Annotated in this window: 13 protein-coding genes; all 13 read right to left on the bottom strand. The window is 29.6% G+C overall.

Annotation, left to right across the window (positions count from 1 at the left end; translation table 11 throughout):
• Nucleotides 1–128 precede the first annotated feature (128 nt).
• The 13 genes from ABJD66_RS14640 to ABJD66_RS14700 all read right to left on the bottom strand — a co-directional run bounded on the left by ABJD66_RS14640 (nt 129) and on the right by ABJD66_RS14700 (nt 12428).
• Nucleotides 129–848: a suppressor of fused domain protein gene (locus tag ABJD66_RS14640; RefSeq protein WP_348132967.1), complete on the bottom strand. Its 720-nt coding sequence runs from the start codon at nt 846–848 to the stop codon at nt 129–131.
• A gap of 309 nt (nt 849–1157) precedes the next feature.
• Nucleotides 1158–2888 carry an FAD/NAD(P)-binding protein gene (locus ABJD66_RS14645; RefSeq protein WP_348132970.1) on the bottom strand — a complete coding sequence of 577 codons (1731 nt, stop codon included), beginning with the start codon at nt 2886–2888 and terminating at the stop codon, nt 1158–1160.
• A 139-nt stretch (nt 2889–3027) separates the two neighbouring features.
• Nucleotides 3028–3756, bottom strand: coding sequence for a tRNA-uridine aminocarboxypropyltransferase (locus ABJD66_RS14650; protein WP_348132973.1), 729 nt, complete (start codon nt 3754–3756; stop codon nt 3028–3030).
• Between the two features lie 70 nt (nt 3757–3826).
• Nucleotides 3827–4687: a glycerophosphodiester phosphodiesterase family protein gene (locus ABJD66_RS14655; RefSeq protein ID WP_348132976.1), complete on the bottom strand. Its 861-nt coding sequence runs from the start codon at nt 4685–4687 to the stop codon at nt 3827–3829.
• Nucleotides 4688–4801: 114 nt separating this feature from the next.
• Nucleotides 4802–5398 (bottom strand): hypothetical protein, encoded by a 597-nt coding sequence (locus ABJD66_RS14660; protein ID WP_348132979.1) that lies wholly within the window; start codon nt 5396–5398, stop codon nt 4802–4804.
• Between the two features lie 146 nt (nt 5399–5544).
• Nucleotides 5545–6363, bottom strand: coding sequence for a type II CAAX endopeptidase family protein (locus ABJD66_RS14665; protein ID WP_303541133.1), 819 nt, complete (start codon nt 6361–6363; stop codon nt 5545–5547).
• A gap of 111 nt (nt 6364–6474) precedes the next feature.
• Nucleotides 6475–7062, bottom strand: coding sequence for a hypothetical protein (locus tag ABJD66_RS14670; protein ID WP_303541131.1), 588 nt, complete (start codon nt 7060–7062; stop codon nt 6475–6477).
• Between the two features lie 248 nt (nt 7063–7310).
• Nucleotides 7311–7916: a hypothetical protein gene (locus tag ABJD66_RS14675; protein ID WP_348132983.1), complete on the bottom strand. Its 606-nt coding sequence runs from the start codon at nt 7914–7916 to the stop codon at nt 7311–7313.
• 181 nt (nt 7917–8097) lie between these two features.
• Nucleotides 8098–8661, bottom strand: coding sequence for a hypothetical protein (locus tag ABJD66_RS14680; RefSeq protein ID WP_348132986.1), 564 nt, complete (start codon nt 8659–8661; stop codon nt 8098–8100).
• Nucleotides 8662–8877: 216 nt separating this feature from the next.
• Nucleotides 8878–9726 carry a DUF2711 family protein gene (locus tag ABJD66_RS14685; protein ID WP_348132989.1) on the bottom strand — a complete coding sequence of 283 codons (849 nt, stop codon included), beginning with the start codon at nt 9724–9726 and terminating at the stop codon, nt 8878–8880.
• 128 nt (nt 9727–9854) lie between these two features.
• Nucleotides 9855–10376 carry a hypothetical protein gene (locus ABJD66_RS14690; protein WP_348132992.1) on the bottom strand — a complete coding sequence of 174 codons (522 nt, stop codon included), beginning with the start codon at nt 10374–10376 and terminating at the stop codon, nt 9855–9857.
• A 221-nt stretch (nt 10377–10597) separates the two neighbouring features.
• Nucleotides 10598–11146, bottom strand: coding sequence for a hypothetical protein (locus ABJD66_RS14695; RefSeq protein ID WP_348132995.1), 549 nt, complete (start codon nt 11144–11146; stop codon nt 10598–10600).
• Between the two features lie 34 nt (nt 11147–11180).
• Entirely contained in the window at nt 11181–12428 is a 1248-nt protein-coding gene (locus ABJD66_RS14700) for a hypothetical protein (protein ID WP_348132999.1), read from the bottom strand.
• Nucleotides 12429–12792: the final 364 nt, after the last annotated feature.

Here is a 12792-nt window from a genome sequence, read left to right on the forward strand (position 1 = left end):
TGTAGCAACAAAGGAAGCATAATTAAAACTAGTATAATTTTTTTCATATTAATTATCTATTATATCTGTTATATTTTTTTATCGCTTTTTGTATTAAAAAGCACTTTACTTACTCTAATTTTTAGAATTTAAAATATTCCTAATATCTTTTTTCTTTTAGCGGTGTTAGGCCTATCCACACTAACAATATCATTTACTTTAAATTTATCAAACCCATCAAATAATGCTTCAGTTCCTTTTTTAAGCTTAAGGCTTACCTCTTCTTGGTATAAAGGAATTAGTGCATAAAAGTTAATTGATTTATTTTTTAATTTTAATGTAAAAAAGTCATCTCCAAAAATTACAGAAGGCAATAAAATAGTTGTATTCAATTTAGTATTTTCTGCGAAAGGTTTAGCTGGGTTTCCATTAGGAATTGTATGTCCGTAACCTAACCAAGTACTATATTCATGCGGAAATCTTGCTAAATATTTTAGTAGTCTTATTGGCCAATAATTTTTTTCATCTTTAAAGTCTTCCTCTGAAATTTTCCACTCTTGAGGTAAACATATACTCAACTCTGCATATTCACAGTTAGTAACACCCTCCGGAGTTTCCATAGGTTTATCACTCATTCCTGATGTTACTAATATATGGTAAGGAAACTCTTTTGTAGGCTTAACCCAATGAACATCTATGTGAACTTGGTCTGAAACTAATTCATGAAAAACCATATCTATTTTTCCTATGTGTTTTTCTATGTGGTCAGATATTTCATTTATTGAAGATTCTCCGGAAGCTATTTCAAATTCTTTTTTTTGAGATTCATTATACCTATAAATTGGTTGTCCAGATTCTGATTTTTCCATTTCTATTAATTATATATACAAGGCAAATTACAAACTAATTTTCCTACAATATATAACTTTTTTTATAGTACGGATATTCGCTACTGCGTTCTAGGTAAAATTGTAAGAATTATAAAACCCCATAAACAAATATGTTTTTGGGGCTTATGATTTTTAATTAATTATTACTTTAATATTTTGGTTTTTAGATTCTTATTTTAGTTATTTTTTACGCATTTATATTCGTTTTATATAAACCTAAAAGACAAAAACCGTAACTATCCAAAATGTTAACTTTTAAGATATACACACTCTAATACATTTTTTGCTTTATTTTTTTTTAACAGCTGCTTTTGCCCATTCTATAGGTCTATCTCCAAAGCATTCTAATATAGCATCTACGCCTATAACAGTTCCCTTGGCTAACCTACCAAGTAAGGCTATTGGTAATATATTATCTGTGGTTTTTTCTACAAGATAGCCTTCTTTAGTTGTGTGTATTCCAAGATTATCGTTTACTATTTTTATAGACTCGTTATGAAGCAAACTTTTAACTAAGTCAGATTTAACTGCTGTAATATCTGGAGCATCTAATACCGAATTTACCATTATATTGGCAACTATACTTTTATCTTTGGATTTTAAAACCCATCCATTATTAGACAACTCAATTTCGGGATTATTCACAAAATCTAAATTTAAAATACCAGCTTTAACCAACGCCAACATTTGCTGTATACTTTCTACCGGCGGACCATAGGAGTATCTTTTAATTTCTTCATCTAACTTTATAATTTTTGCAAAAACACTATTGCTGCAATTATTATAAGATAACTGTTTATATATTGATGGCTGACAATGCCTCCAAACCTGCCCAACACAAAAGTCTAAACTTATTGCATTTGTAGCTGTAGCCATACCTATATAACTATTAAGCAAGGCCACAATTGGTGTTGCTGTAGGTAATAGTAAGCTATGCTTGTAATTCTGATTCGTTATCCATTTAAATGCGGCTTCTTCAACCTGTTTAAGCGTGTAGTTTTGAGCTTCTAATGTATGTGGTAATGAGACATAAATACTTGCAACAATAGGCGCTATAGCAGATACTAAAAAATCTACTCCTGTAGCATTACTTTGCGCTGTTTTATCTCCTATCTCTTTTTCAAAATTATAAATCTGTTCATCAGATGGTTTATATAAATCATCTATCTTTTTATTCAATGGCTTAGGAACTGGAGGCAAACCATCTAAAGAAAAAGGTACTATTACAGTATTTACATTTTTACCTGTATTAAACTGACACTTTTGGGTACGTTCTTCTGTAATTTTAAAAGTACCTTGTTTAGCAACTGCTGCCCTCATAACATCTAACATAGCTAAACCAAAACCTCTAACTCCTACTGTTGTTTTATTTTTTGTATTAGTAACGTCTATATAATTTTTAACAGGGTAAGGATCTAAAAAAAGCTTTACGTTGGTATTGTTTTTAAAGTTACTATGCCATTTAACTAATTGTTGTGTAACGTAAGTTGGTTGGTGACCTATGGTAAGTAATACCTCATCTAAATTAGTATAGGTTTTATTAGGAGTAGTTATACTAACTTTAGCATTATTTTCTATTTGTATATTGGTTACTTTTTGCTGATATAAAAAAGCCATTTTATGAAGTAACAGTGGTGTAATAAATGATGTAAAACGTTGCTTTAAGTACGCTCCTATTTTTGCTCTTGGCGGATATGTATCTGCTTCGGCACCATCTATTTCATCATAGTTTAAATTTGCCCATTGGTGGTAACAAGAAAAACCTGGAATAGTAATACCATTGTATACTACCTCATCTCTTTTAGGTAACGTAAGTATACGCTCTGTTATATTTATCCAGTTAGATTTTACTTGCTCTGTATTGTATACTTGTCCGTTTCCAAAATCTCCTGTTTCTTCAAACAGTAAAAGTTCTACTGAAGTTGAGCTTTCTGTAACACTTAATTGCGTTATAAAATTTTCTGCAGCATACAACCCTCTAGGACCTACACCAATTATTGCTAATTTTTTCTTATTCACCTTTAACTGTTTACTTGTAGTTGCGTTATTATTTTTTTTAGTAAGACATCTATAAAAACACTTACATCCTTACTTCTAATAATTTATAACTATTAAATTTAACTCATAAAAAACCAACTAAAGGTAACAATAGAAGAAACTAATCTTCACTTTCAAAAATAATATTTCGCTCAGTGCTTTTCTTGTACATATCTTTAACAATAAGCTTATTACCTGTAGTTAAATTGTAGTTTTTACTACTAGGGTTTAGCATATAATCTAGTTGATGCGCTATCATTTTTTCAAAAGGAATAAGAAAACCATCAGTATTGCATTCTTCTAAACCACCTTGTTTAAGCAAATTTAAAACGGTGTAGACAGACTCAATAGTACTAAGACAAAGAGATTCTGGCTGCTGTTTAATAATAAATTTTGATTTAATTTTGTTATCAAAACTCACCCTTTTTAGCTCTTGCAAATTTTTACTTAGTTTAAGCATTTTACGGGCACAAGGCCAAGTACCATCTAAAATAAAAATATATGGAGTATTACCCATAAATGTACTCACTTCAGCACTTTTTCTTGTAGATAGGTTAAAACTATCTTTACCTGGATACAGTAAATAAGAAGCACTATTTTCTATGTTTAGTATTTCATTTACACGTGCATTTGTAGTAAAATCTACACCTACTATAATCTCAGAATTTTTAAGCTGAAGACTAGTCATTAGTCCTGTTCCGTTTTTTTCTTTTTTATACTCCTTAGGGTGCATAAGAATAACAAAACGAGTATTGGTTTGCAATTGGCTAATGTGTGTACAAATACAAGTGCTTTTGGGGTTCATGCACTTGTAACATTGTACTCTTGTTTTTTTTGTTTCTATATGCAAATTGGTTGCTTATTTTTTTAATTTTTGACAAACATTATTAGTTAAACCAAATTTTAACTGACTACTAATGCTACTTTGTAATAGCCTTTTGTACTTCCAATGCTCTATCGGCAGCAAAAATATCAATTCCAAGTTTATCCCATTCTTTATAAAGGTGATCTCCTTTTGATGCGGCTTGTTTATCTAAGTTACCTAAAGTACCTAACATACACATAACACCTTTTTCATGTAGTTTTTTATATAACAAAGGGTCAGATAACCTTGTTCCTGTAAAAGCAACCATATTTTTCCATGGTATACCAGAATTAGCTGCTCTGTTAAACTCTTCCATATTTCTAATACTAACAGATAGTACTACCTTAGGATTTAATTTATAAAGTTTTTGAGCCGTTTCTGTAGAGTAGGTAATAATAACCGACTGATTTAAAGCATTGTTTTCTTCTATAAAATGCAATACCTCTTCAGGGTCTACACTTCGTTTAATATCTACAGTAAGTATGGCATTATCTTTTTTTGCCCAGTCTAGTACATCTTTAAATAACGGAATTTTAAAATCTACAATAGAGTCAAAATTATCTTTTAGTTTAAGTTTAGATAGCGCTTCCCAATTGTTTTGGTCTACCCTACCAGATCCTGTAGATGTTCTATCTAACGCATTATCATGCATTAATAACAAAACTCCATCTTTACTTTTAGCCACATCAATTTCAAATAGTGCATTAGGTATGTACTTTTTAATGTACTGCATTGTTTCTAAACAATTTTCTGGATAACCCACATAACCTTTTCCTCCACGGTGAGCACTAACTAATAGCTCACGATTCTCTGCATAACTAAAGTAAGTTTGTAACGTTTTCTCCTGTATATTTTTTACTTTACACCCAATTAATAGAAATGAAATTAATAGAATAGGAATTAATAGTTTTTTCATCTTTTTTTTAAATAGTATTAGATTATCTGCCTGTAACAGGTTTTTATTTTTATGCTTGTATTAGAAAAGCATGACTAGTTGTAAACAATACACTTTTAGTGCTACCCTAAAAAACTAATCTTTAACTTTAATAACTATAAAAATATTTTTTTTATCATCTTTTATAATTTTGTTTTTTGAAAAACGACCAATAATTTCAACCATAGTATTATTTTTAAATAATTCTTCTGTATGTTTTTTTCCTTGTCTAAATTTCACTTTTGATTTTGATAAAGCCAAAACTGTAATATTTTCATTAGAAATATTCACCTCACCAGTTTCATCTTTTAAAATAAAGGGATTACAAATAAATTGATTAGATAAAGTTACATATCTTGGTCTAAAACCACTCATATTACGTTTTAATTTTTCTACTTTATGGTAATAACCAATACATTTTTTTTCTTTTAAGGTAGAATATATAGGTTCTATATATAATGCTTCTCCTTTAACTTTAACCAAACCTTCTTTAAGTTCGTTTATTTTAGAATAATCTAATTGATTACGTATTTTATCTAATTTTATATTTTTAATTAAGAGAAACATAACTAAGTAAATTAGAATAATAAAAAAAGTAGCTATAAAACCAATAATAAAACCAAAATAATCTGTTAGCGAAACTATAAGAACTATTATTAGTATTGAAGATAATATGTTTTTGACATTATTCATAAAGTTAACATTATATATATTATGTTTTTTAAAACAAATCTAAAAATGCTTTTTTAGAATAACTCAGCGTAAATTTTTCTATTGGTTTATTCTTTTTCTACAAAGCTACCCCAGAGCATCGGTATAAATATATACACCCCTTTGGGTTAAGTCCTAATATCCTCATTACATTTAGGTTTTATTAGTTGTCTTATTTTCCTAACACTCATAATAGTTATCAAAATTCCAAAAAGAACCAATGCCCAATACGTAAACCCATAATTCAGGTTATATAACCAATCATAAAACGGTTCACCATAAACTGAATATAATATTGAACAAAAGTTATTAAAAAAATGAATGACTATTAAATAAATAATGTTTTTAGTTTTTATATAAATTAGACAAGCTATTATTCCATAGACGAAAGTTGGAATTAGGTTGCTTGGAGTTTCAAAATGAATTGCAGAAAAGCATAAGCTTGAAATTAGTATTGAAGGCCAAACCTTATTATATTCTAATAGTTTAATAAATAATAATTTTCTAAAAAATAGCTCTTCAAATATCGGTGCAATTATTATTGCTGATAAATTGAAATATAGAAAAAAGGGAGTAAATCCGTAAAATTTATTTGAATGTATATTAATTTCAGAAGTACTGTAGTAATCTATTATTTTATCTAAATCAAATATTGGTTGCCACGTAAAGCCAAGTCCAATTACAATAATTAATAGATAAGGAAATATTGCAAAATTCAATTTATTAATATTGAAAACCTTCTTTAATTTTGGTCTTGGTTTCCAAAAAAGATAAAAAATAATAAAGTAGGAAATCAGACTTCCAAAAATTACAACAGAATAAAAATGGTCATTAACCCCTTCTCCAAATAGCTCTGTAAATTTATAAAGTCCAATTAACCCGAGTGAAGGGATATAGCTTATTACGAGAAATAATAGTGTTATTAGTATGGCTTTGGGGATTTTCAATATTCTAGTGGTTTATAAAATTATAGCTAGCCTCGTTGTGTATGATTAGTTGCGTGGTTAAACCCTTTTTTCATAATTAAGTGTTTAATACAATATACATTTATCCGTATCCTATTTTTTAAATTCCACTTCCGAGTTTTCTAAGATGTTAAAGGTAAACTCATAAAAGTTTTTTGTTGTAGAAACTTTTTTATGACTAAATTTATACTCTGATTCTTCTCCTTTTTTAGTAGCTTGAATTGTTATTTCTTGTGTAACACTTTTTTCTTTTTTCCAGTTTTTTGTAGGTCTAATAGAAATACTAGAAATGGTATAATATTCAAATTCGTCATCACTCTCTTTTTTAATATAATTAATAGCATTTGTAAAGGCTACATCTACATCGACGTCTGGTAGTTCTTCCCAAGTTGCTGTGTAATATAATTTTTCATTTAGAGGCCTTTCTTTTTTTGGTTCTGATAATCCTTCACTATTTAGTTTTTGTGAATAAGTAGTACTATTATCTACATATTGAATTCTAATAGAACTCGGAAAGTCATAGGTTAAATCCCCTGAGGCATCAATAGAAATATCACTAAGCTGTTTGCCTTTAACTACTTCTGCTATCTGTTCATATGTTATCAATTTTGGTTCTGAAGAGCAAGAATGCATAAATAATGCTGCTAAAAATAATGTTGCTAATGTGTTTATTTTTTTCATCTTAAATTGCTTGTTTTGATTATTATTGTTTTTTTATCGATTTATAATTTTTAGTACAACCTGTTTGTATATTAAATTGTTACTAACGGCTCGGCTATGGTCAGTGCAGAATTAAATTAGTATTTATTTTTGTTTAGCACTGACGTTAGTAATTCTATGTGGATTTGGACATAGTCTTCCGAATTATAGAGACGCCGTAATTGAGGTTATACAGTGTTGGTATTTTGTTAATTGGATATTTCAGATGATTATTGACTTTCTATCTTGTTTAGTTTCTCTTTTGTAAACTTAAAATCTTCACGACCATTGATGTGATTCAAGACCATTATAAATTGACTTTCATTCATTCTTCCTGCTTTATATTCTTTAGTTATTAATGGTTTTATTTCATTCCAATATTGATCTGGCGCATGCCTTAAAATCATAGCTGGAAATTGAGGTCCAACACAATTAGTAATGTCATTTGGAAAGCCTCTTTTTTTAATAATATCAATTAATAATTTCGTGTTTTTAATATCTAGTCCTTTTTGCAATTCCATAATAGAATCTTCTTGCTTTTCAGTAAAATTCTTTTTTTGCTTATTAGCAATGGCTCTCGCAATTTTTCCATATTTTAATTGTTTTTCCTCGGTAAAAGTTGCGTATTCTTTATCAGAAATACCATCTGCTTTTTTAATAGAATCTAAAATGTCAAAAAATGGATCAACCATAATTTGCCTGTACTTTTGGTCATCCTCATAACTTTTTAAGACTAATTGACACAACTTGTCTTCATCCTTGTAATTCTCTTCTTTCCTATTACAATTAATTAAAATAAAGCTTAGAACTATAATTACTATTTTACCTAGTTTCATATTTTTTTATGGTGTTCTTGAATTCAATGAATGTCAACGGTCTCGTATAACCGCCAGTTACAGGTTTATGCGTTAATATTCGGTTTGGCACTGGCTTTAGCAATTCCGAGTGGATTTGGACATAGTCTCCCGAACTGTCGGGAAGCCATAATTGAAGTTATACAGTGTTGTGTATAGTTTTTTATCCATATTCAAACCAAATTGTTTCAGAATTTCGCTCAATCGCATAGTCAATAAATCTTTTGAAATTCCGCAAGTCTTGTCCAAAATTATTTCCAATATAACCTTCTCCTTTGTCTTTATTGAAGTCCGAAAAATAGTATTTAGAGTTCATTGAGTCAAAATCCGTTTTTATTAATCTTTCGTATAGATTATCAATGTTTTTCAGTTTATTGATTAAATTTTCTACAAGAACTTTTACTTGGTTTATATTTCCATTTAAATCTTCTTTTCTCTTTTCAAAATTAGACTTTAAACGTTCCTTTTCTTCTTCATTTTCCGCAAACTCAATCATATCCACTTCTTCCTCTTCGCTTGGGTATTCTGTCATTTTGTACAAATGAGATATATTGATATTCGTTATTTCTCCAATTTGGTCAAATTCAGGTATGTGTTCAACTACTCCTGGTCTGCACATTAGATTACAAAATTCCCTGCTCAGAGAATAGAGATTGCTATTTTCAAAGTATTCTGACGTGATTACTTCACTATCATTATTTACCCTTAAACTAATGTCTAATCCCATTTTCTCAAATTATGCACAACGTCTCGGCTATGGTTAGTACGGGAATTAAAAAACGATTAATTTCCGATTTAGCACTTAGCCAAAACTTTTTATTTTGTTTTATCTTTTCTTTTTTAAAGCCAAATCAAAAGATTTGGCGGACTTTGCAAAAAAAACACAGAACTTTGGAGTTAACACAAAAGCCCTATGTTTTTTATACATTGTTACCACACGTTTTTATTTCATAATTTTTTTCCACCAAGATTTTATCTTGTCTGTTGTATTTGGATTCAGAATATTATTTATTTCTCCTTTTTTCCAATCCCACAAATGAGTGGTTTTTTCATTCGCAATAAATCCTTCAAAGTGGTTTTCAATGTATTCAATTTTGTTTTTATCAACTGCTACTAAATAGAAATAACTATCCCATTCGATTGTGAATAGAATTTCTCGGTCAGATGAATAAGTATAATAGTCTTTAAAATCTATTTTGTCAATAAACTCATATTCAGAAAATTTTGTCAAATCAAGTTCAACTTTATTCTCAAAGAATTCGTCTACTATTATGATTGTATCTTTATTGAAGTTCTTAAACGTTTGGTAAATCTCTTTTTTTGCAAATAAGTCAAATCCGCCTTCTGATGGATGCCAAATTTTCTCTAAATCGGTATAATCGTTTAGGGTTTTTAGTAAATCTTGTCGTTCAAGTTTCTTTTTATAAGCTCCAATGGATGTTTTTAAGGCTCTATTTAATTCTATGTTATCTGATAACTCTGTATTAGAAACGATTTCTTTCCATTTGATTAGAACTCCATTTTCATAAATCTCTTTTTCTTTCGGATAATCTTTGTTTGAGGTGAAAATTTTTACGTTCTCAAGTTTAAGCGGTTCTAATTCTTTCATTTCCACTTTTGCTTGTTCTACAGTTATTTGTTCTGAAGCTTTAAAAGATTTCGATTTAGTTTCATTTTTTATTAGAAAGAATGGCAAGAACGCTACATATATTGAATCATAAAATTGCGAGAAGTGTTCCTTAAATGGAATCTCTTCATCGGGATATATTTTATTTTCTGCGAATATGCTCATTTTTTTAATGTGTGGTAACGTGTTTGTATAAGAATAGTTGCGGGTTTGTATGCGAGGATTTTCCGAAGGAAAATCAGACGTTACAAACCCGCAACGACCTTTGATTAAGCACTAAACCGCAATTATTTTTATACGGTGTTGGCAAACGTTTTTTCTTTTATTTGTCCGTTTATTATTCTCTTCAAGTCACTTATGGACTTATCTTTTTGGCTGTTAAATCCGTAATTAACCAACCCAATTCCAAATCCAATCATTATTAAGGGAAAAATCAATAAAAAAGGATTAGTGCCTTGATTTATAACTCCAATAATTCCCATAATAAATGCAAATCCGTCAAAAGTCAGCCAGAATATCATAAATATAATTACAAAAGTGTGAACTTTTAAATCCGCAACTAATTTAGTTCCGTTGATATTCGGTTGAATTTGTCCTTTGATTTGAGGAAGAAAAGAATTCCGTCCAGTTATTATTCGTTGCATTTCAAATCTATCTTGCTCAAAATTTCCTTCAAATAATTCCTTTTCTTGGGATTTGTTAAATCCAATTTTCAATCCTTTTTTTGGTCGAATATTTTCCGTCAATATTTTTCTGACTTCTTGGTTTGAAAGAGTCGTTAATATTTCAATTTTATCTGACGGAATTATCTTCATTTCGGTTTTTCTCAAATGTTTGCCAACTAGTGAATAACCACAATTAATTGCGTTTATTCATCCATATTGGAGGTATAAATACAATAATTACATTCATTTCTTACAATATAAAAATATTTTCTGTAGTATATACACAACTTTCTATTTTAATATAAACACATAAAAAAAACCATGAACATATTTGCTTATGGGTTTAGTTCTCTTACTTGCTAAGGTTTAAATTAGGTACTAGCTTTCTCATTTATATATTCTAAATAATCTTCTTCTAGCTTATCTATTTCTGCAATCAAAAAATCGTATATGTTACCTTCAAATATTTCAATATCAGTTTCGTCATATTTGTCGTGTTCTATGGTTATAACCCCATTATTTGTGTAAGCTCTATAGCCATTTCCTGTTTTCTTAAAAAACATCTGCCCAAGGGTTTTCTCTTTACACTCTAATGCCTCTTGGTTTTTCTCTTCATAAGTCATCCAATCTGGGGTATCTTCATCCATAGATAAACCGTAAACAAAAAAGCCATACCCAAATTTCCAAGCAGGCATAACGTCGTATATTTTTGGCCTTCTCCACACCTCTTCTTTTACCTCAAAAAGTAAGGTGCCAAATGTTATTAAAAAATCTTTTACATCTTCACTAAATACATAACCACTACTTTTTTCGTAAGCTAAAATTTGACCTAAAGTTGAGGGATTCTCTACAGAACCAAGTACTACAAAATCATCATTTAGTTTATTTTTACGCTCCCAAAAAGTTTCTTTAGTTGTCATATATTGATTTTATTCTTTGTTAAACATAATTACTTTATCGGTTATATGGGTATTCGTTAATCCAATTAAATCCTCGGGAGGTCAGTCGAAAGTCTTTTTTATCCAATCGCTTGGTTTCACAATAAATAGTGTCTTTCCTAAAGACACCGTATATGTTTAAAGTAGAATCCGTTTTTTTAAAATTAAGATTATAAGTCTTGGTTGAATCTTTGAATTCTGTCATTCTAATTTGATTTTTTACCGTATCTATCTTTGAGTTTAACCCATATCTAGATTTATTCATTCGAGAAAACTGAATAGTATTTGGGTATTCGAAAAATATATATCTCCATCTTTTCTCGTGATTTAATAATGGCCTAATGGTATCTCGATTTAGAGTAAAAAGCTTTACCTCGTAAAGTCCATATAATTCAGATTTATTCTGTCGGGTTTTATACGTCTGGGTGGTATGATCAATAGTCTTGTAAAGGATAAAAATAAGAAAAGTCCATTTCAGGATATTGATACCTCTAATCAATTTCCTCGATTCAATCGGGGTAGTTAAATCTCTTCTATTTGTGGGCTTGTTTTGAACGATAAGGTTGAAAAGACGTTTTAAATCTGGAGCTACCACAATAACCGCCATTAGTAGTAATTCGGAGGAGAAAAGTTTCACTGGAACATCATAGAAGAAATTTATGGCTACAATGTTAACGGTTACTGGAATTAGGATAAGCCCACCTAGAAGTTTCGTTTTTCTGTGAAAAAGTAAAATTCCGCCAATAAACTCTGAAAGTCCTATGAATAAGTTGTAGCCTTTAGAATAACCCAAGAAAGTCCAAGCTAAGCCCATTGGTGAAGATTCGCCGTATGGTTGGAGCATTCTCCAAAAAGCGATTTCCCCGAATTGTATCGGTATTATTTTAAAAAAGCTGTAGTAAATCATAAAATAACCCAAATAGCATCTTGTGAATGCTATGAACCAGTAATTTAGTTTTTCGTAATCCCTATTTTTTCTATCAAGAATGCTCCAAATAACCGTCCCAAAAATGGCTATTACCGATAGAATTAATAATAATACGTAATCGTATGTTTTATCCCCGCTGCTATTTTGAAAGATGGTAATTGGTTTTTCCAAGTTCAGAATCTTATCTCCTATCCAAGGGACAATTTTTTGATAAAGTTCAAAAATTGATTTTTGAACAAACTCTAAATTAGGGATGAGATTAAACGGGAATGGTATGGTTATCAGTCCAATAAATAGTACTAAAAATCTCAATAAATATTTATTCTTTGTTACCATTTTTTATAATATAGGTGTAACGGTTAGTATAAGAAACGAAGGGCAAGTGATAAGCACTTACGTTTCGGTATAGCCACAAGCCAAAACTTTTTATTTTGTTTTATCTTTTTCTTTATAAAGCCAAATCAATAAGATTTTGTGGGCTTGGTTAAATGCCCTAAAGTCCGTATTAAGTTTAACTAGTGTTGTAGCCAGTTATTTTTTTAGTTCGTGAGTTTCTAATAAATAAATTGCTAATGTGGAGGCTGCACCAACTGCCAATTTAGCGTGCCTTGGTTGTAATCCTTTAAACTTTCCGTCTTTTCCGTGTCCACTACCATATTCATTTCTTACTTCTCCAATTCCTTGAACAACTGATGATAAA

The sequence above is a fragment of the Cellulophaga sp. genome (assembly GCF_039943695.1).
Classification (GTDB): Bacteria; Bacteroidota; Bacteroidia; order Flavobacteriales; family Flavobacteriaceae; genus Cellulophaga.